The sequence below is a fragment of the Pseudomonas sp. MC6 genome (genome assembly GCF_054790575.1).
Genome location: NZ_CP186504.1, coordinates 3,579,244 through 3,603,095, shown reverse-complemented (window position 1 = coordinate 3,603,095; position 23,852 = coordinate 3,579,244). Strand labels below are relative to the sequence as shown.

19 protein-coding genes are annotated in these 23,852 nt (G+C 59.3%); 12 read left to right on the top strand and 7 right to left on the bottom strand.

What is annotated here, in order from left to right; all coding sequences use genetic code 11:
• Positions 1-13: 13 nt before the first annotated feature.
• Positions 14-1,141, bottom strand: a complete 1,128-nt coding sequence (locus ACOYXE_RS16120; RefSeq protein WP_095138462.1) for a branched-chain amino acid ABC transporter substrate-binding protein — start codon at positions 1,139-1,141, stop codon at positions 14-16.
• Between the two features lie 352 nt (positions 1,142-1,493).
• On the opposite strand from ACOYXE_RS16120, the gene ACOYXE_RS16115 reads away from it, so the two are divergent.
• On the top strand, positions 1,494-1,814 hold the full coding sequence (locus ACOYXE_RS16115; RefSeq protein WP_160056406.1) for a DUF2288 domain-containing protein: 321 nt from the start codon (positions 1,494-1,496) through the stop codon (positions 1,812-1,814).
• A gap of 275 nt (positions 1,815-2,089) precedes the next feature.
• Here the strand turns inward: ACOYXE_RS16115 and ACOYXE_RS16110 are convergent, their stop codons facing one another.
• Complete coding sequence (locus ACOYXE_RS16110; protein WP_160056408.1) at positions 2,090-4,288, bottom strand: hypothetical protein; 2,199 nt, start codon at positions 4,286-4,288, stop codon at positions 2,090-2,092.
• A gap of 198 nt (positions 4,289-4,486) precedes the next feature.
• Between ACOYXE_RS16110 and ACOYXE_RS16105 the strand changes: the two genes are divergently transcribed.
• A complete protein-coding gene (locus ACOYXE_RS16105) occupies positions 4,487-5,383 on the top strand; it encodes an NAD(P)-dependent oxidoreductase (RefSeq protein WP_174244435.1) in 897 nt (298 codons plus the stop codon).
• On the opposite strand, the gene ACOYXE_RS16100 is transcribed toward ACOYXE_RS16105, so the two are convergent.
• Positions 5,274-7,556 carry a putative bifunctional diguanylate cyclase/phosphodiesterase gene (locus ACOYXE_RS16100; RefSeq protein WP_405122193.1) on the bottom strand — a complete coding sequence of 761 codons (2,283 nt, stop codon included), beginning with the start codon at positions 7,554-7,556 and terminating at the stop codon, positions 5,274-5,276. The genes ACOYXE_RS16105 and ACOYXE_RS16100 overlap by 110 nt on opposite strands.
• A gap of 149 nt (positions 7,557-7,705) precedes the next feature.
• Entirely contained in the window at positions 7,706-8,074 is a 369-nt protein-coding gene (locus ACOYXE_RS16095) for a YkgJ family cysteine cluster protein (RefSeq protein ID WP_007918504.1), read from the bottom strand.
• 301 nt (positions 8,075-8,375) lie between these two features.
• On the opposite strand from ACOYXE_RS16095, the gene ACOYXE_RS16090 reads away from it, so the two are divergent.
• Positions 8,376-9,725: a spinster family MFS transporter gene (locus ACOYXE_RS16090; protein WP_160056414.1), complete on the top strand. Its 1,350-nt coding sequence runs from the start codon at positions 8,376-8,378 to the stop codon at positions 9,723-9,725.
• 149 nt (positions 9,726-9,874) lie between these two features.
• Here ACOYXE_RS16090 and rapA read toward each other — a convergent pair whose 3' ends face one another.
• Positions 9,875-12,721 (bottom strand): RNA polymerase-associated protein RapA, encoded by a 2,847-nt coding sequence (rapA, locus tag ACOYXE_RS16085; protein ID WP_008082238.1) that lies wholly within the window; start codon positions 12,719-12,721, stop codon positions 9,875-9,877.
• Between the two features lie 251 nt (positions 12,722-12,972).
• On the opposite strand from rapA, the gene ACOYXE_RS16080 reads away from it, so the two are divergent.
• The 3 genes from ACOYXE_RS16080 (at position 12,973) to ccoM (ending at position 13,831) form a co-directional block, all read left to right on the top strand.
• The gene (locus ACOYXE_RS16080) at positions 12,973-13,314 is read left to right on the top strand and encodes a hypothetical protein (RefSeq protein ID WP_003222394.1); all 342 of its coding nucleotides are present in this window, start codon (positions 12,973-12,975) and stop codon (positions 13,312-13,314) included.
• A 96-nt stretch (positions 13,315-13,410) separates the two neighbouring features.
• Entirely contained in the window at positions 13,411-13,572 is a 162-nt protein-coding gene (locus ACOYXE_RS16075; RefSeq protein ID WP_405122191.1) for a hypothetical protein, read from the top strand.
• Positions 13,573-13,717: 145 nt separating this feature from the next.
• Positions 13,718-13,831 (top strand): cytochrome c oxidase subunit CcoM, encoded by a 114-nt coding sequence (ccoM, locus tag ACOYXE_RS16070; protein WP_003222396.1) that lies wholly within the window; start codon positions 13,718-13,720, stop codon positions 13,829-13,831.
• A gap of 996 nt (positions 13,832-14,827) precedes the next feature.
• Here ccoM and ACOYXE_RS16065 read toward each other — a convergent pair.
• Together ACOYXE_RS16065 and ACOYXE_RS16060 are read right to left on the bottom strand one after the other, a co-directional pair.
• Positions 14,828-16,303, bottom strand: coding sequence for an inorganic phosphate transporter (locus ACOYXE_RS16065; protein WP_034153067.1), 1,476 nt, complete (start codon positions 16,301-16,303; stop codon positions 14,828-14,830).
• Between the two features lie 374 nt (positions 16,304-16,677).
• Positions 16,678-16,878: a hypothetical protein gene (locus tag ACOYXE_RS16060; RefSeq protein WP_008080067.1), complete on the bottom strand. Its 201-nt coding sequence runs from the start codon at positions 16,876-16,878 to the stop codon at positions 16,678-16,680.
• A 652-nt stretch (positions 16,879-17,530) separates the two neighbouring features.
• Here ACOYXE_RS16060 and pcaR point away from each other — a divergent pair.
• The 6 genes from pcaR (at position 17,531) to pcaH (ending at position 23,852) form a co-directional block, all read left to right on the top strand.
• Entirely contained in the window at positions 17,531-18,373 is an 843-nt protein-coding gene (pcaR, locus tag ACOYXE_RS16055; protein ID WP_007917109.1) for a pca regulon transcriptional regulator PcaR, read from the top strand.
• Between the two features lie 294 nt (positions 18,374-18,667).
• Positions 18,668-20,014 carry a 4-hydroxybenzoate transporter PcaK gene (locus ACOYXE_RS16050; RefSeq protein WP_160056418.1) on the top strand — a complete coding sequence of 449 codons (1,347 nt, stop codon included), beginning with the start codon at positions 18,668-18,670 and terminating at the stop codon, positions 20,012-20,014.
• A 258-nt stretch (positions 20,015-20,272) separates the two neighbouring features.
• Positions 20,273-21,130: a CoA transferase subunit A gene (locus ACOYXE_RS16045; protein ID WP_160056420.1), complete on the top strand. Its 858-nt coding sequence runs from the start codon at positions 20,273-20,275 to the stop codon at positions 21,128-21,130.
• The gene (locus tag ACOYXE_RS16040; protein ID WP_016982817.1) at positions 21,130-21,909 is read left to right on the top strand and encodes a CoA-transferase subunit beta; all 780 of its coding nucleotides are present in this window, start codon (positions 21,130-21,132) and stop codon (positions 21,907-21,909) included. The genes ACOYXE_RS16045 and ACOYXE_RS16040 overlap by 1 nt, the downstream gene beginning before the upstream one ends.
• The gene (gene pcaF / locus ACOYXE_RS16035) at positions 21,906-23,111 is read left to right on the top strand and encodes a 3-oxoadipyl-CoA thiolase (protein ID WP_460926284.1); all 1,206 of its coding nucleotides are present in this window, start codon (positions 21,906-21,908) and stop codon (positions 23,109-23,111) included. Before ACOYXE_RS16040 ends, pcaF begins: the two co-directional genes overlap by 4 nt.
• 36 nt (positions 23,112-23,147) lie before the next feature.
• A complete protein-coding gene (gene pcaH, locus ACOYXE_RS16030; protein ID WP_460926283.1) occupies positions 23,148-23,852 on the top strand; it encodes a protocatechuate 3,4-dioxygenase subunit beta in 705 nt (234 codons plus the stop codon).

The window sequence follows — 23,852 nt, the reverse complement described above, 5'->3', positions numbered from 1 at the left end:
GTCAGGCAGCGCCTTACTGAGGCGATACTTCAGTTTTAGGTTTGCCGTTGTGCCACTCGTAGACCACGAATTTGAAGTCTTTGAGGTCGCCCTTGGCGTCGAAGCTCAGGTCGCCAGTCGGGGTCTTGAAGGTCCCGGCGTGGATGGCTTCAGCCACTTTGGTCGCGTCTTCGGACTTGGCTGCCTTGATGCCTTCGGCAATTACAGTCACCGCCGAGTAGGAAGGGAACACGAACGGACCGCTCGGATCTTCCTTCTTGGCTTTGAATGCATCAGCCAGAGCAACGTTGGCCGGATCCTGGTCGAAGGATTTTGGCAGGGTCACCAGCAGACCTTCGGACGCATCCTTGGCGATCTGGGTGATGGAATCGTTACCCACGCCTTCCGGACCCATGAACTTGGCTTTCAGGCCTTTTTCCTGGGCTTGGCGCAGGATCAGACCCAGCTCCGGGTGGTAGCCGCCGTAGTAAACGAAGTCGACGTTGGCTTGCTTGAGCTTGGCGATGATCGCCGAGAAGTCTTTGTCGCCGGCGTTGACGCCTTCGAACACGGCCACCTTGGTGCCTTTCTTCTCGAGGGTCGATTTGACCGCGGTGGCGATGCCTTCACCGTACTGTTGCTTGTCGTGCAGGACGCCGACAATTTTCGGTTTCACGTGGTCGGCAATGTAGTTACCGGCGGCAGGGCCCTGGGCGCTGTCCAGACCGATGGTACGGAAGACCATTTTGTAACCACGGGCGGTGATGTCCGGGCTGGTGGCAGCCGGGGTGATCATGATCACGCCTTCGTCTTCGTAGATGTCCGAAGCCGGTTGAGTGGAGCTGGAGCACAGGTGACCGACGACGAACTTGACGCCGTCGTTGACGACCTTGTTCGCGACCGCTACCGCTTGTTTTGGATCGCAGGCATCGTCGTATTCAACGGCTTCGAGTTTCTTGCCGTCGACGCCGCCCTTGGCGTTGATTTGCTCGATGGCCATTTTCGCGCCACTGAACTGCATGTCGCCGTACTGGGCTACTGGACCGGTTTTAGGGCCGGCGATACCGATTTTGATGGTGTCAGCTGCGAACGAATGGCTGGCAACCCCGGCCAGAACCATAGCGGCAAACAGTTTGGAAATCTGCTTAGTAGCCTTAGTCATAGTGCTCCACTCTTACTGTTGTAATTTTTTTGAGTTCTGGCGCCGTAGCAGCAGAACCGGGTCAGATATCTTTGCGATACCCTCCGGAAATGCCCCCGGCAACTGTACCGGTACAGTGTAGAGCGCCGGTTGTCAGCCTGGGAAGCGGGCGCCGAGGGGCAAAACTTGGGGGTGTCGCATTTTTGAATGAAAAAGACAGAATTGCGGCGGGGCGTTCGTGGGCATATAGCCCAATCAGCAGCATTCCCTGGCGTTCCTGCTCTTTTCGTTCGGTGCAGCCTTTTGCAACCGGGTTTTGCTGGCGGACCACCAACGTTATTATTCGCGTCGATTTCTTTTCCGGACAGCACCCATGAATCAAGAACCTAGCACCCTCTATGCCAAGCTGCTTGGTGAAACCGCATCGATTACCTGGAAAGAGTTGGAGCCGTTCTTCGCCAAGGGTGCCCTGTTGTGGGTCGACCCTGCGCTGGATTTGATCGCCGCCGCCGAGGCCGTGGCCTCGGATGATGGCGAGAAAGTGGCTGCCTGGCTGGCCGAAGACAAACTCGCCAAGCTGTCTGAAACGCGGGCGCTGGATCTTTTCGAGCGCGATCCCGAGATGTGGGCAGTGGTAGTTCGGCCGTGGATTCTGGTCCAGGAAAGGGCGGTCGCTACTGGCGTCGCACCTTGATGGTGCGTCCGGTCATCGGCGAAAAGTGTGTAGCGGAGTAGCGTGATGGCACGTTGCCGTAGAGAAACACCACAAGCGCGGGTGGGCTCACGGTGACGTAAACGTAACGGGAACAGTTTAGTAAGCAGCCTAACGGCTGCTTAATTGTTTCTGGATGTTGGATTCGAGATTTCTTTCGTCTGAAAAGGCCATCGCGAGCAGGCTCACTCCTACAGGGGAACGCATTCCAATTGTAGGAGTGAGCCTGCTCGCGATTGCCGCGACTCGATCCTGGATCAGACCGAGAACGACTTGCCGGTATGGTTATTGAGGGAAATAACCTTGGTCTTGCCAATCCGGTGACGGTAAATCTCGCGCAGGTATTTGATCGACTTCTTCACGCAATCGCGCGACAAACGAATGTCATTGATCGAGACAAACTTCTCTTTGTCGTTGATCAGCTCGCGGTACTTCTTCTCGTACATCGGTTTGATCGCGTACCAGTTGGTATCGAGGATCTTCGCCGGGTTTTCGAACTCGTTGAGCAGGTCGTCGATGCGGTCTTCGTCGAACTCTTCATTAATGATGAAATCGAGGATCGAGTTGTCCAGGGTCTCGTCGAAACGGTACGGGTTCTTCGCGAAGCAGCGTTTGATGAACGCGACGATCAGGGTCAGGAAGTCATCCGAGAGGCACGGGCTCTTCGCGATCAATGTGGTCAGCGACAGGTTGGCCGAGGCGCCGATTACCAGTGCGTAACGCTTGAGCGTGGTATTCGGGAACAGGCTGTTCAGGTGAGTCTTCAACCGGTTCAGGTCCATGTACGACAGCTTGTAGTCTTTCGGCAGCGAGACGATCGAGACCACCGATGAGCAGTTCTTGAAGAAGTGCAGGTCGTGCAGCGCCGCAGCGTCGTAGCCGGAATTCTTGTACTGCTCAAGCGACGCGCGATAACGCTTGGACTCGATTGGCAACAGGCTGATGCCTTCAATCGCCTGGGTCACTTTGTTGAAGTGCGGCAGGTCGATCGAACGGAAGAACAGGTCGTCGATGTTCAGGCGCTGCGGCTCTTTGTCGAACACCTTGAATTTGTCGCTGCTCGGCGGCGGCGTTTCCGGCACCACCGATTCGGCGTAGGCAATCGCCACCGGGCCGGCCAGGCTCATGAACAGGTCGTTGGCGTCGAGGCGAATGGTTTCGCCAATGTCGATACCGGCACGGCGGAAGTAGTTCTGGTCGTAGTCCGTGGTGACAGCCTGCGCCGTCAGAATGTTGAAGATCTGCTGCGAGATGTACTGGTTGGCGTGCTTTTCCATGGCATTGACATCAATGTTCTGGATGTTGCCGTCGTCGCTTTCTTCGGCGTAACGCATGATGTCGTTGGAGATCAACATCATCGCGTTCCAAGGGCGGATACGGCCCATGACGCTGGCTTCGCTGCTGTCTTCGTTGGCGAAGTTGTAGGAGAAATCCCATTCTTCCGAAAGATATTTGCACAGCAGGCGACCGGCGTTGATGTGCAGCGCCTCGGACATTTCGCTGCGGTGATCGGAGATGTTCGGCAGCACGCAGATGCCGCTGGTGAAGATCGGTTCGAACACGAACGAATGCCCGCTCTTGCCGTCATGCTCGTCCATCGGCTTGGTGTCGAACGTCTTGTTCATGTACGAGTGCTGCTGGGCCAGGCCGAACTCCGAGGCCATGCCGGAACCGGTACCGCCGCCAGCACTGAAGATCGAGAAATACAGGCGCGACTGGTTGGCCTTGATGCCGCAGCTGTCGATCAGGTACGAGTGGATCATTTTCCAGTCTGGGCTGGAGAAGCGCTGAGTGTCCTTGTTGAGGATGATCTTCGCCAGGTACTGGCCGAGGATCGGCGCGTTACCGGCGCCACCGGCGTGGACTTCGGACAAGTCCATGATCTTCATTTTGCTGTAGTCGCGCAGGAAGCCGCTTTTCTCGCCTTTGCGCGAGAAACGGATGCGCCCGGCGATGTCCTTGTCGAGGTCGCCGAGCATCACCAGTGGTTCGACCAGAAACACCGGTTTGGTCGATTTGTTTGGGCCGATGCGCAGGTTGTTCTTGATCCACTGCGCCGGGCTGTAGCCCTTGTCGGCCAGGCGGCGATCCGCCGCGCGATCTTCGTTATTGAATTCGTTGAGGTAGAACTTGCGCGCGTTGTACACCAGCTCCGCGACGTCGAGGGCGATGTTCGAGCCGCAGCGACCGAGGCCGATCAGGCACACCGAAGGGAATTCCTGGTCGTTGTGCTGTTCGTTGTCGCCTTCCAAGTGCGGCGGACGCGGGAACACCAGATCACGCAGGCCGTCGAGGTTGTCGAGGATGCGGTCGGTATTGGTTTCGGTGAAGTACAGGTATTGCTGAGTCGACAGCGGGCGCGACGGGACCAATGGCTTCGACGATGACGGGCTGTTGGCGGCAGGGCTCAAAGTCAGATCGGCTACCGCAGTGGCGGGATTGTTTTTAGAATTCATTGTGCGCCATATACCTGGACTGGGTTGGCTCGCGGGCCAGTTGCCTGCGAACCTCACGGAATAAGATCTCGCGTCTTTTAATTGCGCGAATTGAGCCCGAGCATCAGGGTTTTGGCCTGACTGTCGCTGGGGGGAATCCTTTCCTGATCGTTGATGAATCGGCCATTATTCGGCGATCTTTAATCGAAAAGAGGCAAAATGATGTCAACGCTACCTTCGTTGGGGTTCGCCGGAATCGGTCTGATGGGCCTGCCCATGTGCCGGCGTCTGATGGCGGCGGGTTACCCGCTGACCGTGTGGAATCGCAACCCGGCCAAGTGCGCGCCACTGGTCGAGGCCGGTGCCCGCCAAGTGGCGACCTCCGCTGAATTGTGCGAGCACGCCGACGTGGTAATGCTGTGTCTGGCCGATACGGCGGTGGTTCGCGAGGTGGTGTTTGGCGCTGGCGGTATCGCCGAAGGCGCGAAAAACGGCCAGTTGCTGGTGGATTTTTCCAGCCTTGAACCGACGGCCACTCGCGAGATGGCGGCGGCGCTGGCGGATAAAACCGGGATGAGCTGGCTGGACTCACCCGTGTCGGGCGGCGTGGTCGGCGCCGAAGCCGGTAGCCTGGCGATCATGGTCGGTGGTGAAGCGGCAGATCTTGAACGCGTGCGCCCGGTGCTGCTCAACCTCGGTCAACGGGTCACGCACATGGGTGGCATAGGCGCGGGCCAGGTGACCAAGGCCTGCAACCAGATGATCGTTGCCTGCAATGCGCTGGTGATTGCCGAAGTGGTGGCACTGGCCGAACAGGCTGGCGTCGATGCCAGCCTGATCGCCGAAGCCCTGGCCGGCGGTTTCGCCGATTCAAAACCGTTGCAAATTCTTGCGCCGCAAATGGCCGAAAGCCGTTTCGAACCGATCAAGTGGCACGTGCGCACCTTGCTCAAGGATCTCGATACGGCAGTGAAGTTTTCCCGCGAACAAGGCTCGGCGACGCCGATCAGCGGATTGGCCGCACAACTGATGCGCCTGCATGGGGCGCAAGGCTATTTGGCGCAGGATCCAGCGACACTGGTGCAAATGTACCGCGCGCCAGAATCAACGGATTGACCGCGTGTGAATGCTCGCGCTGATTGATTTCTTCCAGCACCGGGCGCAGCTCGTCCAGCGGTACCGGGCGGCTGAGCAGGTAACCCTGAATAAAGTCGCAGCCCGAGCGTTCAAGGAATTCGTACTGCTCCAGGCTTTCCACGCCTTCGGTCACCACTTGCAAATGCAGGGTGTGCGCCATGACGATGATCGCCTGGACAATCTCCATGTCGGCCGTGGCCGTGGGAATGTCGAGGATGAACGAGCGGTCGATCTTCAAGGTGTTGAGCGGCAGGCGCTTGAGGTAGGCCAGTGAGGAATAGCCGGTGCCGAAGTCGTCGATCGACAACGACACCCCGAGCGCACGGATCTGCCGTAGCAGCACCAGGGTGTTGGCGATGTTGCCCATCAACGCGTTTTCGGTGACTTCCAGTTCCAGGCGTTCCGGTGCGACCCCGGCAGTGCGCAAGGCACTTTCGATTTCCGTGGCCAGTTCTTCCCGTGCGAGATTGAGCGGCGAGCAGTTCCAGGCAATTTTCAGTTCTTCGCAGCCATGCCGCGACAATTCACCGAGATCCTTGCATGCGCGGCGCAGCACCCAGTTGTCCAGTTCGGCGATCAGGCCATTGTTTTCGGCGATGGTGATAAAGCGATCCGGGGTCAGCAAACCGTGCAGAGGATGTTGCCAGCGGATCAGCGCTTCGAGTTTGGTGACACGGCCGGTTTTCAGTTCGAAGATCGGTTGGTAATAGAGCGTCAGACCGTTTTCCTCGCGCAGGGCGTGGCGCAGTTCTTCTTCCAGTTGCAGCTCGAAGCTGGCGCGGGTCTTAAGGTTGGAACTGAAAAAGTGCAGGCCATTACGTCCCGCGCCTTTGGATTGATACAACGCCAGATCGGCGTGCTTGAGCAGTTCTTCGCAGGTGCTGCCATCTTCCGGAAACAGACTGATGCCGATGCTGGTGGTCATCACCATGCGACGTCCGGCCAACTCGATCGGCTCTTTCATCTTGAGCATGATGCGCTGCGCCATATTGCGGGCTTCTTCGCGCTCACGCAGGTTAATGAGGATGCAGAATTCGTCGCCGCCGAAGCGCGCGACCACGTCTTCATGGCTGCGCACCGAGCCTTTGATGTGCTGGGCGATGACCTTGAGCAACTCGTCACCGGCATCATGGCCGAGGCTGTCGTTGATCCGCTTGAAGTGGTCGATGTCGAGAAACATCACCGCGAGCATGCCGCCTTCGCTGGTTTTCTGGCTGAGTTTCTCGGCGAAGATCTGGTTGAAACCACGACGGTTGATCAGGTTGGTCAGGGCGTCGTAGTTGGCCACTTGTTGCAGTGACATGCGCGCCTGATCGAGTTGACTGAGCAAGGCGTTGAGCCGGCGCAGATCCTCTTCTTTGTTTTGCAGTTTCTTGTCGGCCAGCCCTGCACTGATCGCACTGCCAAGGATCAGCAGGATGATCAGCGCCACGGTCAGGCCCAGTTGCAGATGCCCGTTATCGCCGCCGCTCGCTGTCAGGTCTCCTTCGGGAAGAACCAGATCCAGCGCAGCCATGCCGGTGAAATGCATGCTGATGATGCCGGCGCCGAGAATCAGTGCAGCGCTGTACTTGAGCAACTGATGCGCCACGCCGCTGCCTTCGCTCAGATAGCGGGCCACCCACAGCGCGGCGAAACTGGCGCCGATGGCGATCGCCACAGACAGCGCGAACAGTACTGGCTGATAGTAGGCGGTGGCGCTCGACTTCATCGCCGCCATGCCAACGTAATGCATGCCGGCGATGCCCAGGCCGATGACAAACGCGGTTTTCAAGCAATGCAATGCACTCGGCTGCGCTTCGCTAAGGGTTTGCATGGCCAGCCAAGAGGCGAGCAGGGCGATCAGCAACGAGAAAAGGGTGATGCCAAGGTCGTACTGAATGTCGATGGGTGTCTGGAAAGCCAGCATGCCGATGAAATGCATGGCCCAGATGCCGCCGGCCAGGCAGGTCGCGCCGATCCAGCGCCAGATCCGCCGCGACCCCGGATCTTCGGCATTTACAACGCGCTCAGCCATATCCAGAGTAGCGAAACTGGCTGCGCAGGCGACCAGATACGCAACCATCACCAGGAGAGGGTTGTGACTGCAATCGAGGATGACCTGCCCGCTCTCCGGCAGCTCGGTAACAAACTGCAAACCAAGCCACTCCATAGCATGCCCCGTCTCTGAAGTCGTCCTGACTGCGCGGTGAACGCAGGCGAATGACAGGAGTATAGAGGCGGTTTTTGGCCTGGAAGGGGTAGTGGCACATTGGCGCTAATGATTTCGGCATTAGCGTCATAGCGATTGGCGCTAAAGGCTCAAGCGATCTGTTCGAAAGGGATTTGCGCCCAGTCCGGTTGCAGCGGCGGCAAACCGAAACGCGCTCGGGCCTTGTCGCAGTCGACATTCTGTTCGCCGTTTTCCCATGACGATTCGAATTCGCGGCAGGGGCTGGAGCGCAATTCATAAATCGAGCACTTCACCTCGCTGCCGACTTCGCCGACCAACGCCGTGCAGCGCGGCGATTTGCAGTCGGTGCCATTCATTGCCACCCGGCTGGGACTGATCTGTGTGACCAGTTCATCGGGCACCGTGCCGCCGGAAGATGAACACTCACCCCAAAAGAAAGACACGCGAAAATGGGAACAGCAGGCACCGCAATTCAGACACGGACTGACTTCAGACATGGGCGAGGGTATCAAAGGGATTGATCGGGAGATCCGGACGGATCCGGCGGCCATTCTAGGCTTTGCCGCAGACTTGGGAAGGGGGGCGCGAAACTATTTTTTTGTGGCAAGGTTTTGCCGCAAAAGCCCCGGTTTTCGGGGGATTGCAGGCTTATCAAGGGCTTACGTTTCGTTACAGTGCCATGGTCCGATATCAGGCAGACGAATGATCACAGACAGCCCCGTCCTGGCTGACTAGATTGCAGGTTCCGGGCTCGGATGCGTTGGCAGTGAAGCCCTATAACAATAAAGAGACGGACCCATGCAGAACTCGACCCAAGCGGCGAATGCCTGGCGCATTCTGTTCCTGCTGTTCCTCGCCAACCTGTTCAACTTCTTCGACCGCACCATTCCGGCGATCATCATCGAGCCGATCCGCATGGAATGGCACCTCAGCGACTTCCAACTGGGGATCGTCGGCACCGCCTTCACCATTGTTTACGCGATTGCCGGCCTGCCGCTGGGGCGGATGGCTGACACCGGCTCGCGCAGCAAACTGATGGGCTGGGGCCTGGCGACGTGGAGTGCGCTGACGGCGGTCAACGGTCTGGTCGGCAGTTTCTGGAGTTTTCTGATCGTGCGCATGGGCATCGGCATCGGCGAGGCCAGTTATGCGCCGGCGGCCAATTCGCTGATTGGCGATCTGTTTCCGGCCCATCGTCGGGCGCGGGCCATGGGCATTTTCATGCTCGGTCTGCCGTTGGGCTTGTTGCTGGCGTTCTTCACCATTGGCTGGATGGTGAAGGCGTTTGACAGCTGGCGTGCGCCGTTCTTTATTGCGGCAGTGCCGGGGCTGATCCTCGCGATCTTCATGTTCTTTATTAAAGAGCCCAAGCGCGGCGCAGCGGAGACCGTGCAGGTTTCGCAAGAGAAAGTCGACAGGCCGATCCGGCGGATTCTCGCGGTACCGACTTTTCTCTGGCTGGTGCTGGCCGGGTTGTGCTTCAACTTCGCAACGTATGCCTGCAACTCGTTTCTGGTGCCGATGCTGCAACGCTATTTCCTCATGCCGTTGCAGGAAGCGGCGGTGGCTACCGGGATGATCGTCGGCGTCACCGGGCTGGTCGGGTTGACGCTGGGCGGCTGGATTGCCGACAAGATTCACCAGCGTGTGGCCAATGGGCGGCTGTTGTTTGCGGCGTTCAGCCTGATTATCTCGACGTTGTGCACGGCCTGGGCGCTGCATGCCGGGCGTATCGAAATTGGTGTGTTTGTCGCGGTGTTCAGTGTTGGTTGGCTGTTTGCCTACAACTTTTACACCTGTGTTTATACGGCGATTCAGGACGTGGTCGAACCGCGTTTGCGGGCGACGGCGATGGCGTTGTTCTTTGCCGGGTTGTATCTGCTCGGCGGTGGTTTGGGGCCGGTGGTGGTCGGCGGCTTGTCCGATCACTTTGCGCATACTGCGATGGCGGCGGCGGGGGCTGAGCAGATGACCGAGGCGTTCAAGGCAGTCGGGCTGCATGATGCGATGTACCTGATTCCGGTGGCGCTGTTTCTGACCATGGTCTTTCTGTTTCTGGCGGCGCGGTGTTTTGTGCGCGATGCACAGCGGATGAAGGAGGGGTTGGTTGCGGTGGTTGAGCCAGAAGTGGCTGCGGCGACGGCTTAAGATCAAAAGATCGCAGCCTTCGGCAGCTCCTACATAGGAGTACGGTTCCTGTAGGAGCTGCCGAAGGCTGCGATCTTTGCTTTTGCTTTGAATAAAAAAGGCGCGCATCACTGCGGGCCTTGTTGTTTTCAGCGCTGGAGCGGGGCGGTCTAGCCCGCCACCAATACCCGAATCGCTTCCAGACGCAACGCCGCTTTATCCAGCATCGCCAGACCCTGCTCACGCTGTTCACGCAACGCCACCAGTTCGCTGTCGCGCACAGTCGGGTTGACCGCTTGCAACGCGGTCAGGCGCGCCAGTTCTTCGTCGGTGTCGGCCGCCAGACGGCGACGGGCCTCGGCCACGCGCTCGGCGTGACGTGGGGCGATCTTGTCTTCACCGGCGTTGATCCGTGGCGTCAACTGATCGCGCTGGGCCTGGATGAACTTGTTGGCGCTGGCGCGTGGCACGCTTTCCAGCTGATCGTTCAGCGTTTCAAACGAGACGCGAGCCGACAGGTCGTTGCCGTTGGCATCGAGCAGGCAGCGCAGCGCGGCCGGCGGCAGGTATCGGCCCAGTTGCAGCGAACGCGGCGCTACCACTTCGCTGACATACAGCAGTTCCAGCAGCACAGTGCCCGGCTTCAACGCCTTGTTCTTGATCAGCGCGACGGCGGTGTTGCCCATCGAACCGGACAGCACCAGGTCCATACCGCCCTGCACCATCGGGTGTTCCCAGGTGATGAACTGCATGTCCTCGCGCGATAGCGCCTGGTTGCGGTCGTAGGTGATGGTCACGCCTTCGTCGTCGCCCAGCGGGAAACTGGCATCGAGCATCTTCTCGCTCGGCTTGAGGATCAGGGCGTTTTCCGAATGGTCTTCGCTGTCGATGCCGAACGCGTCGAACAGGGTTTCCATGTAGATCGGCAGGGCGAACTGATCGTCTTGCTCAAGGATGTCCTCGACCAGCGCTTCACCTTCGCCAGCACCACCGGAGTTGAGCTCCAGCAGACGGTCGCGACCGGTGTGCAGTTCGGCTTCCAGACGCTCACGCTCGCTGCGTGCTTCGTCGATCAGCGCTTGCCACTCGCTGTCGTCGGCTTCTTCGAGCAACGGCAACAGGCGCGGGCCGAACTGATGCTGCAAGGCGTTGCCGGTCGGGCAGGTGTTGAGGAACGCGTTCAGCGCTTCGTGATACCACTGGAACAGGCGCTCTTGCGGGCTGGTTTCCAGGTACGGCACGTGCAGTTCGATGATGTGTTTCTGGCCGATCCGGTCGAGACGACCGATACGCTGCTCGAGCAGGTCCGGGTGCGACGGCAGATCGAACAGCACCAGGTGGTGAGCGAACTGGAAGTTACGGCCTTCACTGCCGATTTCCGAACAGATCAGCACTTGCGCGCCAAACTCTTCATCCGCGAAGTAGGCGGCGGCGCGGTCACGTTCAAGGATGTTCATGCCTTCGTGGAACACCGTGGCCGGGATGCCGGAACGCACGCGCAGGGCGTCTTCTAGATCCATCGCGGTTTCGGCGTGGGCGCAGATCACCAGCACTTTGGTGCGCTTGAGCATTTTCAGCTGATCGATCAGCCATTCGACACGCGGGTCGAATTTCCACCAGCGCTCTTCTTCGCTGGCGTCTGGCTGCGCCTGGAAGCTGACTTCCGGGTACAACTCGGCGTGTTCGCCCAGCGGCAGCTCGAGGTATTCGTCCGGGCACGGCAGCGGGTACGGGTGCAGTTTGCGCTCCGGGAAACCCTGCACGGCGGCGCGGGTGTTACGGAACAGCACGCGGCCAGTGCCATGGCGGTCAAGCAGTTCACGCACGAGGCGCGCGCTGGCTTCGGTGTCGCCGTCGTTGACCGCGGTCAGCAAGGCTTCGCCTTCGTTGCCGAGGAAACCCTGAATGGTTTTGTGCGCTTTGGCCGAGAGACGGCCCTTGTCGAGCAGTTCCTGAACGGCTTCGGCCACCGGGCGATAGTTGTCGCTCTCGGCGCGGAACGCCGCCAGGTCGTGGAATCGGTTCGGGTCGAGCAGGCGCAGACGGGCGAAGTGGCTGTCCTGGCCGAGTTGTTCCGGGGTGGCGGTAAGCAGCAGCACGCCCGGGATGACTTCGGCGAGTTGCTCGACCAGCGAGTATTCGGCGCTGGCTTTTTCTTCGTGCCAGACCAGGTGGTGCGCCTCGTCGACCACCAGCAGATCCCAGCCGGCGGCGAACAGTGCGTCTTGCGCCTTCTCGTCGTCGACCAGCCATTCCAGGGCCACCAGTGCAAGCTGGGTGTCTTCGAACGGGTTGGCGGCATCGCTTTCGATGAAGCGTTCTTCGTCGAACAGCGCGACCTGCAGGTTGAAGCGGCGGCGCATCTCCACCAGCCACTGGTGCTGAAGGTTTTCCGGGACGAGGATCAGCACGCGGTTGGCGCGGCCCGAGAGCAGTTGGCGATGGATCACCAGACCGGCTTCGATGGTTTTACCCAGACCCACTTCGTCCGCCAGCAATACGCGCGGCGCAATGCGGTCGGCAACTTCACGGGCGATGTGCAATTGGTGCGCGATCGGTTGCGCACGCACGCCACCCAGGCCCCAGAGCGAGGATTGCAACTGGCGACTGGTGTGTTCGAGGGTGTTGTAACGCAGCGAGAACCACGCCAGCGGGTCGATCTGCCCGGCGAACAGACGGTCGCTGGCCAGACGGAACTGGATGAAGTTCGACAGCTGGGTTTCCGGCAGGGTGACGGCTTCGTTCTGCCCGTTGAGACCGTGATAGACCATCAGCCCGTCGACGTCGTCGACTTGCTGCACGGTCATCTTCCAGCCTTCGAAGTGGGTGATGCTGTCGCCCGGCGAGAATCGCACGCGGGTCAGGGGCGCATTCCGTAGCGCGTACTGGCGGGTTTCGCCAGTGGCCGGGTAAAGCACGGTCAACAAGCGGCCGTCCTGTGCCAGAACGGTGCCTAAACCAAGCTCTGCTTCGCTGTCACTGATCCAGCGTTGCCCCGGTTGATACTGCTGCGCCATGCTGCCTGACTCCCACCTTGAAAAAGCGGGCTATCTTAACGGAATGAGGGCTTCAGGGCCAAAGATTACTGGGTAGCAGCTGCCGAAGGCTGCGATCTTTTGATCTTTGAGAACCCTTGAGGTTTGAGCTGTCTGATAAAGATCGCAGCCTTCGGCAGCTCCTACACGTGCCAAGTGCGTCACAGATTTGCGACGGATGGCTCAAGGCGCCTTTGCCGCAGCCGATAGCCTGCTGACAGGAGACCCCATATATGTTGCCACCGATGCTCCCCCTGAGCGCTGTGCCGATCACTTCCCAGCAGGATCCGATCCGCCAGCGGCCGGACATTCCTCCGGTGGTGCCGGTGCAGGAAAGCTCCAACGAAAGCACAATCGATCTGCAAAAGCGCGATCCCGAAGAGGATCGATTGCTGGCGCGCGAAGAACAGCGCCGCCAGCAGGAGCGTGATCGCCGCCGCCGCGAGGCTGACGAAGACCCGGAAGAGCATCTGGCCGTGCCGGGCACCGAACTCAACGCCGACAACACCGTGCCGGTGGTGCCGCTGATGGAAGATCAGCCGCGTCAGGGCTTGTGGGTCGATATCGAGATCTGATCTTCGGCTGGTCAGCGCTGGTGTGACGTTGCATTATTGGCGCAGTCCTGCCGGTGATGTGGCAGTTGTGATTCTTTCAAGTGATGTACTGACGCCATGAGCCAAGACGACAAACTGATTGACCTCGGCACTGAGCGCGCCAAGCGCGTGCACGATATTAAAGAGAAGCGCCTGAACGAAGTGCGCCAGGCGTTCGAGCAGGCGATGCCGTTGGGGAAAACCAAGAAAAAGTCGAAAAACAAGCCGAAAAAGCGTTGATCTGCCCCTGCATCCGTTGATGCAGGTCATTTAATTCCCCTCCTTTATCTCCCTTCCTTGCTGGTATTGATCCCGGTCAATTTGTGCGCCTGTGTGTTTGGTAACTTAGTTCCATCGCAGCAGAGCAGGGGCCAGGAGGCCAGTCATGTTTTTCGATAACGTGGTGTTTGCCGGGGTCCTGACTGTAGGGCTGATGGTTCTGTTTTTTGCAGGGTTTGGATTTTTTATCTGGAAGGATGCGAATAAGCGCAAGAAGTGATTCTTCTGGATTGATGAGCACGCAAGGCATTTTGGGGCGACTTCGGTTGCCCCTTTTTTTTGTGTCTTGGCGGCCTTTGGGCCGACCATGTTGTGGGTGTTTGGTGTGTATATCCGTTTTTTCGGTAACGGCGGGTTAGGGTTTCGCCCTTACGGCGACTCACTTTTTTACAAGCGCCTAAAAAAGTAAGCAAAAAACGCTTGCTCCTGCGTGCGGCCCGCTCGCTGGGGCTCGGGGTTCCTTCGCTGCGGGGTCGATCCGGGCGCAGCGCCTACGGTTTGCTTCGCTGCACCTCCTCTCGCTGTGTTTGGCTGCGCCAAACGGTCGCTGCGCTCCCACGCCCGGATCAATCCCTCCACTCAGCCTTCCGACGTCGCCTTACAGATCAAAAGCCGCAGCCGAGCTAACGCTCATCCTGTTGAGTGGTGAAGAGCGGGTGTTCGGCTTTGGTTCGGTGTTGGATTCGCCCCTCACCCCAGCCCTCTCCCGAGGGAGAGGGAGCCGATTTTTTGACCTTTCAGAATCTGAGTTCAATGCGATATCGCATGTCGGCGTACCTCCCCCCTCACCCTAGCCCTCTCCCTCTGGGAGAGGGCTAGGGTGAGGGGGCTTTTGATCTGTTTCACAATCTGAGTTCGACTCGGTATTTCACGTCGGCATAACTCGCCCAAACACCTCGGTCAGTCCCCTCTCCCTCCGGGAGAGGGTTAGGGTGAGGGGCCTTTGATCTGGCTTTTGATCTTGTTTTGGCTTTGGCTCTGGCTTTTGATCTTTTGCCCCACCGTAGCGAGGGAACACTGAGCCTCAGCGAAGTGCCGTACGCCGGGGCAAGCCTTTTTGGTTACTTTTTCGGCGTCTGGAAAAAGTGACTGCCGTAAGGGCGGAACCCTGACCAGCAACACCCGCAACAACGGATATGCCCCCAATCCCAAAACCCCAAACACAAAAAAAGGCGCGATCCTCTCGAATCGCGCCTTTCTCATGTCCCGCTATCTATCAACTACCCAACGCCTTCGACGCCAGCCAGAACAACCCAGCCGACAGCGCAACCGTCGCCGGCAGAGTCAACACCCAAGCCAACAGAATGGTGCGAACCGTGCCACCCTGCAGGCCGCTCTTGTTAGCAACCATGGTGCCCGCCACGCCCGAAGACAGAACGTGAGTGGTCGACACCGGCAGGCTGAAAATGTTGGCCATACCGATCAGACTGGCAGTAGTGATCTGCGCCGACATGCCCTGGGAATAGGTCATGCCCTGCTTGCCGATCTTCTCGCCGATGGTCAGTACCACGCGCTTCCAGCCAACCATGGTGCCCAGGCCCAGAGCCAGTGCAACCGCCAGAATCACCCAGAAAGGCGCGTATTCGGTGGTGGTGGTCAGGTCTTTGCGCAGCTTATCGAGGTCAGCCTTTTCACGCGGTTCCAGACCAGGCAGCTTGCCAACCTTCTTCGCGGTGTCGTCCAGGCACAGCAGGTAACGACGCACTTCGATACGACTTTCCGACGACAGCGAGTGGTAGTCCGCAACACCTTTGAGGGTGTGCAGCAGGGCGCTGATGGTCGGTTCGGTCTGCTGCGGGTTGCAGCGGAATTTCTCCGGCAGATCGCCTTCCACGCTCTTGCCCAGGGCCAGGAATTCACCCAGCGAATCGGCGTTGCGCTGGTAGAACTGACTCAGGTGCAGGGTCGCATCGCGGGTACGTTCGATCTGATACGTGGTGCTGTTCAGGTCGAGAACGAACTGTGCAGGCACGATACCGATCAACACCAGCATGATCAGGCCGATGCCTTTCTGGCCATCGTTGGAGCCGTGCACGAAGCTCACGGCCATGGCCGAGATCACCAGGACCAAGCGGTTCCAGAACGGTGGGTGCTTCTTGTCGTCGATCTTGCGGCGCTGTTCCGGTGTCTTGTGCATCTTCGACAGCGGACGCCACCACTTCAGGCCGATCAGGATCAGCGCGGCGATCAGGAAACCGGCCATTGGCGAGAACACCAGCGAGGCGCCGATGTCGATCGCTTTCTGCCAGTTCACGCCGTCGGCCAACGGAATATCGTTGATCAGGGCGTTGGCCAGGCCGACACCGAGGATCGAGCCGATCAAAGTGTGCGAGCTGGACGCCGGGATACCGAAGTACCAGGTGCCCAGGTTCCAGGCGATTGCCGCGGCGAGCAACGAGAACACCATTGCCAGACCATGGCCGGTGTTCACATTGATCAGCAGCTCAACCGGGAGCAAATGGACAATGGCATACGCCACGCCAACGCCACCCAGCAGCACGCCGAGGAAATTGAACACACCGGAAAAGAACACCGCCAGGTGGGGCGGCATGGCTTTGGTGTAGATAACAGTGGCTACCGCGTTAGCGGTGTCATGAAATCCATTGATGAACTCGAAGGCGAGGACAAACGTCAGGGCGAGCAAGAGGCTCACAAGCACCCAAGCATCCAGTCCGCTGAATAAATCGATCATGAAGGTTTTCTGACCCGGTCGTAAGGGGGCGCGATTATGCCAGAAAAGACTGGAAATCGATCCCCTACCTGCTCATCGGTTACACACTTCTTCGATTTAATTTGTTGCAGCGCATGAAAACCCAGCACAACGCATGGTTTTTCAAGTCATTGATTTTATTCGTAAAAGACTGATTTCGCAGGCGATTTCAACGTCGCGGAGAGGTCTCGAACGCTTGTCTGAAATATCTGTGAAACCTGTAGGACGCCCGTCCTCAATCTGCCAGACCGGATGATGGCCGCTGCCCGCGGGTAGCGGGCGCGCAAGGCATCGTCGTTTCACCGCGCTTGTAACCGGTATCGACGTAAAACCTTCAACGATCCAAAAACCGCGGCTCAAGGCTCTTCGGCTTTGAGTTCCTTTTCGATCTTTTCGATTTCTTGCTTGAAGACCTGATCCTGAACGGTCGGGCGTTTACGCCACGCTTTGCGTTCCGGTTCTGGCTGAGCGGCGTAGGTGGTGACTTCCCCGCCGTAAACTTCCTTGTAACGTTGTTCCTGGCGCTCAAGTTCCGCGCGCAGTTCGTCTTTCGTCACAGTGCTACCTGTATGAGTTGAGTTAAGTGTCTGGTGAAACGCACTGCAACGAATCTATTGAACGAAGCCACCGAGAGTTCAATGCCCAGACAGGCATTGGTTTTATCGATGGGGCGATCAAGACTTCCGTGTTACAGGCGGCTACGGCACCAGATAAAAACTGACGCAGCATCAGTTTCCTGTTTCAGCGAGCGCAGGCGTTGCATGAGTAATGCGCGTCAGGCGCTGGCCGGGCTGTCGGCGATGGACATCGCCACAGCGGGTGACGACCTCGGCGTTTGAAAACGAGGTGCCACTGAGGTGCATTATAGCGGTCGATTCAGGAATGACTATCTTTGCCAAGTTAAAAACGGTTCTGGATGTGTGATTGTTTTGTGACCCGCAACTTTTGTCGCTAGTTGAAGTGCGTGGTGGCCTTTATTGGGCGAGTGATCGGTTTTTGGCGCCATTAAGTCGAACAACTAAGGCCGTGATTCGGATAACGAGAGAAGTTGAGTAAACCCAGAAAGGCGCATGAAACGGCCGCAACGGTTGATTGCGATTATCGGTCGGCGGTTCGATAATCGCCCAATGTTGCAGGTCCGCTGCTTGTGCATTTGTCGGCAAGCCGCTTGTATAGCCCATTGATCCGTGCCGGATAAAAGGACAAGAAATGAACGATCAAATGCGCAACTCCTTCACCTCCGTGGCGCCGCCGATCGTCGCCTCGCCGGCCAAACGCATCCAGGCGCTGACCGGTGATCCGGACTTCATGACTTCGCTGGCCCGGGGCTTGGCGGTGGTGCAGGCGTTTCAAGAGCGCAAGCGCCATCTGACCATCGCCCAAATCAGTCACCGCACGGAAATTCCCCGCGCCGCCGTGCGCCGTTGCCTGCATACCTTGATCAAACTTGGCTACGCCACCACGGACGGTCGCACCTACTCATTGCTGCCCAAAGTGCTGACCCTCGGCCACGCCTATCTGTCGTCGACGCCATTGGCAGTGTCCGCTCAGCCGTATCTCGACCGCATGAGCGAGCAACTGCACGAAGCCTGCAACATGGCCACGCTGGAAGGCGACGACATTCTCTACATCGCGCGTTCGGCGACCACTCAGCGGCTGATTTCGGTGGACCTGTCAGTGGGTGGGCGCTTGCCGGCGTATTGCACGTCGATGGGGCGAATTCTGCTGGCAGCACTCGATGACACATCGCTGCGTGAATACCTCGATCACGCCGAACTGGTCGCCAAGACCAGCCGCACGATCCATACACCAGATGCGTTGCTCGAATGCCTGCAGGAAGTGCGGCAGCAAGGCTGGTGCATCGTCGATCAGGAACTTGAACAGGGCCTGCGCTCAATTGCCGTGCCGGTCTACGACGCGTCTGGCCAAGTGGTGGCGGCGCTCAACGTCAGCACCCACGCTGGTCGCGTCAGCCGTACCGAGCTTGAGCAGCGCTTCCTGCCGGGCCTGCTCAGTGCCAGCCGCGACCTCAGTGCGCAGTTATTCGCCTGATGAAGCTGTTCGATAAACGCACAGTGTTGCGTTTATCGAATTGACGCTAAAACCTTCGGATCATTAATGTCGCGGCAGCGTCATCCGGCGCTGATGTGAATGAGCCCGCCGGATTGTCGACTCCCATAATAATGACAAGAGGCAACTCACCATGCGCACGCTCTCCGACTGTCTCCGCTCCACCCGCTGTTGCCGGGTTTCCCGCAACGCCTGATCCACACCTTCTATTCTTGTGACCGTGCCGCTCTTTGGCCGGCCGCTGTTCGACTGCGTTTTTTGCGTGGAATAAAAATAATGAACCAGCCTCAGTCCGCTGTAGGTAACTGCCTCGACGTGCAGACCTTCATCAATGCCCAACCGATCTCGCGCTATCAGTGGCGCGTGGTGATTCTGTGTTTCCTGATTGTCTTTCTCGATGGCCTCGACACGGCGGCGATGGGCTTCATTGCCCCGGCGCTGTCGCAGGACTGGGGCATCGACCGCGCCAGCCTTGGCCCGGTGATGAGTGCTGCGTTGATCGGCATGGTTTTCGGTGCATTGGGTTCCGGCCCGTTGGCTGACCGCTTTGGACGAAAAGTCGTACTGGTGGGCGCTGTGGTTCTGTTCGGCGCCTTCAGCCTTGCTTCGGCATACAGCACTAACGTTGAACAACTGCTGGTGCTGCGCTTCCTGACCGGTCTCGGCTTGGGCGCGGGGATGCCGAACGCCACCACACTGCTCTCGGAATACACCCCGGAGCGCAAGAAGTCGCTGCTGGTGACCAGCATGTTCTGCGGTTTCAACCTCGGCATGGCCGGTGGCGGGTTCATTTCCGCCAAGCTGATCCCGGCGTTCGGCTGGCACAGCCTGCTGCTGATTGGCGGGATCCTGCCGCTGATCCTCGCCGTGGTGCTGCTGTTCTGGCTGCCGGAATCGGCGCGTTACCTTGTTGTGCGTAACCGCGGCACTGACAAAGTGCGCAAGACCCTGGCACCGATCGATCCGGTTACCGTCGCTCAAGCCTCCAGTTTCAGCGTGCCTGAACAGAAGACCGTCAAGGCGCGCAATGTGTTTGCGGTGATTTTCTCCGGTACTTACAGCACCGGCACCTTGCTGCTGTGGCTGACCTATTTCATGGGCCTGGTGATCGTTTATCTGCTGACCAGTTGGCTGCCGACGCTGATGCGTGACAGCGGCGCGAGCATGGAGCAAGCCGCGTTCATCGGTGCATTGTTCCAGTTTGGCGGGGTATTGAGCGCGGTCGCTGTGGGATGGGCGATGGACCGCTTCAATCCGCACAAGGTCATCGGCATTTTCTACCTGCTGGCCGGGGTGTTTGCCTACGCGGTCGGGCAGAGCCTGGGCAACATCACCTTGCTGGCGACTTTGGTACTGGTGGCGGGGATGTGCGTGAACGGTGCGCAATCGGCGATGCCGTCGCTGGCCGCGCGTTTTTATCCGACTCAGGGGCGGGCGACCGGGGTGTCGTGGATGCTGGGGATTGGCCGCTTTGGCGCGATTCTCGGGGCGTGGATGGGCGCGACGTTGTTGGGCCTTGGCTGGAATTTCGAGCAGGTGCTGACGGCGTTGGTGATTCCTGCGGGTCTGGCGACGGCGGCAGTGTTGGTCAAAGGCATGGTCAGCCATGCGGATGCCACCTGATATCGCGGTGTGAAGCGAAAAGATCGCAGCCTGCAGCAGCTCAGGGTTACGCATTCCCATGTAGGAGCTGCCGAAGGCTGCGATCTTTTGCAGGAAACACGAACCGATAGGCTGACAACAATCTGTTCGATAAACGAACACTCAGTCGATTATCGGATTGTTTGGCCATTTCCCCAGGCTTAATCTGCAGTGACTCCGGCGCTGAACCTCGCGCCTTTTTATCACTGGCGATTCATTACAAAAACAGGAGCCCGCTCCATGGCTGAGATCCTTTCGCTGCACGACGCGGTGAAGCAATTCGTCAACGACGGTGACACCGTCGCACTCGAAGGCTTCACTCACCTGATCCCTACGGCCGCAGGTCATGAAATCATTCGTCAGGGCAAGAAAGATCTGACGCTGGTGCGGATGACGCCTGACCTGATCTACGACCAACTGATCGGCGCCGGTTGCGCGCGCAAACTGATTTTCTCCTGGGGCGGTAACCCGGGCGTGGGCTCGCTGCACCGTCTGCGCGACGCGGTCGAGAAACAATGGCCGCAGCCGCTGGAAATCGAAGAACACAGCCACGCCGACCTGGCCAATGCCTACGTCGCCGGTGCATCCGGCCTACCGTTCGCGGTGCTGCGTGCCTACGCTGGTTCCGACCTGCCGAAGGTCAATCCGCTGATCAAGACTGTGACTTGCCCGTTCACCGGTGAAGTGTTGGCGGCCGTGCCGTCGGTGCGCCCGGACGTGACCGTGATCCACGCACAGAAAGCCGACCGCCAGGGCAACGTGCTGCTGTGGGGCATTCTCGGCGTGCAGAAAGAAGCCGCACTGGCTGCCAAACGTTGCATCGTCACCGTGGAAGAAATCGTCGACAACCTCAACGCGCCGATGAACTCTTGCGTGTTGCCGACCTGGGCCTTGAGCGCGGTTTGCCACGTACCCGGCGGCGCACATCCGTCCTACGCCCACGGTTACAACGAGCGCGACAATCGTTTCTATCAAGCGTGGGATCCGATCGCTCGCGACCGTGAGACGTTCACCGCGTGGATCAACGAATACATCCATGGCTGCGCTGACTTCAGCGCGTTCCAGGCCAAGTTGGCCGCTGCTTCGGAGGCCAAGTAATGACTTACACCACCAATGAAATGATGACCGTCGCGGCGGCCCGTCGCCTGAAGAACGGCTCGGTGTGCTTCGTCGGCATCGGCCTGCCGTCGAAAGCCGCCAACCTCGCGCGCCTGACCTCCTCGCCAGACGTCGTGCTGATCTATGAGTCGGGTCCGATTGGCGCCAAGCCAAGCGTATTGCCGCTGTCGATCGGCGATGGCGAGTTGGCGGAAACTGCTGACACTGTCGTGCCGACCGGTGAAATTTTTCGCTATTGGCTGCAGGGCGGGCGCATAGACGTCGGTTTTCTAGGCGCCGCGCAGGTCGACCGTTTCGGCAACATCAACACCACCGTGGTCGGTGATTACTTCTCGCCGAAAGTGCGCCTGCCGGGTGCCGGTGGTGCGCCGGAAATCGCCGGTTCGGCGAAAAGCGTGTTGATCATCCTTAAACAGTCGGCGCGCTCGTTTGTCGACAAGCTTGATTTCATCACCTCGGTCGGTCACGGCGAGGGCGGCGATTCTCGCAAGCGTCTGGGCCTGCCGGGCGCCGGGCCCGTCGGGATCATCACCGACCTGTGCATCATGGAGCCGGAAGAGGGCACCCACGAATTCGTGGTCACTGCGCTGCATCCAGGCGTAACCCGCGAGCAAGTGGTCGCGGCCACCGGTTGGGCGATTCGTTTTGCTGACAGCGTTGAAACCACCGCTGAACCGACCGACGTCGAACTGACCGCGCTGCGCGATCTCGAAGCGCGCACCGCCGCCGCCCACGGTCAGGCACCGGGAGAAGCATGATGCGTGACGTTTATATCTGCGACGCGATTCGCACGCCGATCGGCCGTTTCGGCGGCGGACTGTCCGCCGTTCGCGCTGATGACCTGGCCGCCGTGCCGATCAAGGCCCTGATGGAACGCAATCCCTCGGTGGACTGGAACGCCATCGACGAAGTGTTCCTCGGCTGCGCCAACCAGGCCGGTGAAGACAACCGCAACGTTGCGCGTATGGCGCTGCTTTTGGCCGGTCTGCCGGAAAGCGTGCCGGGCGTGACCCTCAATCGTCTTTGCGCCTCGGGCATGGACGCCATAGGCACCGCATTCCGTGCGATTGCCAGTGGCGAGATGGAGCTGGCGATTGCTGGCGGCGTCGAATCGATGTCCCGCGCACCGTTTGTGATGGGCAAGGCTGACGCGGCGTTCTCGCGCAACATGAAGCTTGAAGACACCACCATCGGCTGGCGTTTCATCAACCCGTTGATGAAGGCGCAGTACGGCGTCGACGCGATGCCGCAGACCGCCGACAACGTTGCCGACGACTATAAAGTCTCGCGCGCCGATCAGGACGCTTTCGCCCTGCGCAGCCAGCAACGTACCGCCGCCGCGCAGGCCGCCGGTTACTTCGCCGAAGAAATTGTTGAAGTACGGATTGCCCACAAGAAGGGCGAAACCGTGGTCAGCCAGGACGAACATCCGCGCGCCGATACCACGATTGAAGCACTGACCAAACTCAAACCGGTCAACGGCCCTGACAAAACCGTCACCGCCGGCAATGCCTCCGGTGTCAACGACGGTGCTGCTGCACTGATTCTGGCTTCCGCCGAAGCCGTAAAAAAACACGGTCTGACCGCCCGTGCCAAAGTGCTCGGCATGGCCAGCGCCGGTGTCGCACCTCGGGTGATGGGCATCGGTCCGGTGCCGGCGGTGCGCAAATTGATCGAGCGCCTGGGCGTCGCGATCAGCGATTTCGACGTGATCGAACTCAACGAAGCATTTGCCAGCCAAGGCTTGGCGGTGCTGCGTGAACTGGGTCTGGCCGATGACGCTGCGCAGGTCAACCCGAATGGCGGCGCGATCGCCCTCGGTCACCCGTTGGGCATGAGCGGTGCGCGTCTGGTGTTGACCGCGCTGCATCAGTTGGAAAAGACCGGCGGCAAGAAAGGTCTGGCGACCATGTGCGTCGGTGTCGGCCAAGGTCTGGCCCTGGCCATCGAACGCGTCTGACGCAAGCCGTGACGAAAAAGAACAGAGGAAAGCGACATGTCTGACAAGCCTGGTTACCGTCGTCCGAAGGAAGGCACTCAGCCTGAGTACCTGCACCCGACGTATCAATCCACCAACCTGCGCTCGCCGTCGAAGCCGTTGGTGTTTCTGCCGCACTCGCTGTCGGAAATCACCGGGCCGACCATCGGCGCCGAGCGTGTGGGCGACACCGATAACGACCTGACTGCGCAACACAGCGGCGAGCCACAGGGCGAACGCATCATCATTCACGGCCGTGTACTCGACGAAAACGGTCTGCCGGTGCCGGGGATTCTCGTCGAGATCTGGCAGGCCAACGCCGCTGGCCGCTACAACCACAAGCGTGATCTGCACGACGCGCCGCTGGATCCGAACTTCACCGGCACCGGCCGCACCGTCACCGATGCTGACGGCTGGTATCAGTTCCAGACTATCAAGCCCGGCGCCTACCCGTGGGGCAACCACCACAACGCCTGGCGTCCGGCGCACATTCACTTTTCGCTGTTCGGGCCAAGCATTCTCACCCGCTTGGTCACGCAAATGTATTTCCCGGGCGATCCGCTGCTGGCCTACGACCCGATCTACAACTGCGTGCCGGACACTTCGGCCAAGGAACGCCTGATCGCCAGTTTCGATCTGGAAAAAACCATTCCGTCCTACGCCCTCGGTTATCGTTGGGACATCGTGCTGCGCGGGCGTGAAGCCACGCCGATGGAGAAATAA

Excerpts from the sequence above, each read along its gene's own strand:
- ACOYXE_RS16120 (WP_095138462.1), bottom strand. The coding sequence starts at position 1,141 with ATGACTAAGGCTACTAAGCAGATTTCCAAACTGTTTGCCGCTATGGTT.
- ACOYXE_RS16115 (WP_160056406.1), top strand. The coding sequence starts at position 1,494 with ATGAATCAAGAACCTAGCACCCTCTATGCCAAGCTGCTTGGTGAAACC.
- ACOYXE_RS16110 (WP_160056408.1), bottom strand. The coding sequence starts at position 4,288 with ATGAATTCTAAAAACAATCCCGCCACTGCGGTAGCCGATCTGACTTTG.
- ACOYXE_RS16105 (WP_174244435.1), top strand. The coding sequence starts at position 4,487 with ATGATGTCAACGCTACCTTCGTTGGGGTTCGCCGGAATCGGTCTGATG.
- ACOYXE_RS16100 (WP_405122193.1), bottom strand. The coding sequence starts at position 7,556 with ATGGAGTGGCTTGGTTTGCAGTTTGTTACCGAGCTGCCGGAGAGCGGG.
- ACOYXE_RS16095 (WP_007918504.1), bottom strand. The coding sequence starts at position 8,074 with ATGTCTGAAGTCAGTCCGTGTCTGAATTGCGGTGCCTGCTGTTCCCAT.
- ACOYXE_RS16090 (WP_160056414.1), top strand. The coding sequence starts at position 8,376 with ATGCAGAACTCGACCCAAGCGGCGAATGCCTGGCGCATTCTGTTCCTG.
- rapA (WP_008082238.1), bottom strand. The coding sequence starts at position 12,721 with ATGGCGCAGCAGTATCAACCGGGGCAACGCTGGATCAGTGACAGCGAA.
- ACOYXE_RS16080 (WP_003222394.1), top strand. The coding sequence starts at position 12,973 with ATGTTGCCACCGATGCTCCCCCTGAGCGCTGTGCCGATCACTTCCCAG.
- ACOYXE_RS16075 (WP_405122191.1), top strand. The coding sequence starts at position 13,411 with ATGAGCCAAGACGACAAACTGATTGACCTCGGCACTGAGCGCGCCAAG.
- ccoM (WP_003222396.1), top strand. The coding sequence starts at position 13,718 with ATGTTTTTCGATAACGTGGTGTTTGCCGGGGTCCTGACTGTAGGGCTG.
- ACOYXE_RS16065 (WP_034153067.1), bottom strand. The coding sequence starts at position 16,303 with ATGATCGATTTATTCAGCGGACTGGATGCTTGGGTGCTTGTGAGCCTC.
- pcaR (WP_007917109.1), top strand. The coding sequence starts at position 17,531 with ATGAACGATCAAATGCGCAACTCCTTCACCTCCGTGGCGCCGCCGATC.
- ACOYXE_RS16050 (WP_160056418.1), top strand. The coding sequence starts at position 18,668 with ATGAACCAGCCTCAGTCCGCTGTAGGTAACTGCCTCGACGTGCAGACC.
- ACOYXE_RS16045 (WP_160056420.1), top strand. The coding sequence starts at position 20,273 with ATGGCTGAGATCCTTTCGCTGCACGACGCGGTGAAGCAATTCGTCAAC.
- ACOYXE_RS16040 (WP_016982817.1), top strand. The coding sequence starts at position 21,130 with ATGACTTACACCACCAATGAAATGATGACCGTCGCGGCGGCCCGTCGC.
- pcaF (WP_460926284.1), top strand. The coding sequence starts at position 21,906 with ATGATGCGTGACGTTTATATCTGCGACGCGATTCGCACGCCGATCGGC.
- pcaH (WP_460926283.1), top strand. The coding sequence starts at position 23,148 with ATGTCTGACAAGCCTGGTTACCGTCGTCCGAAGGAAGGCACTCAGCCT.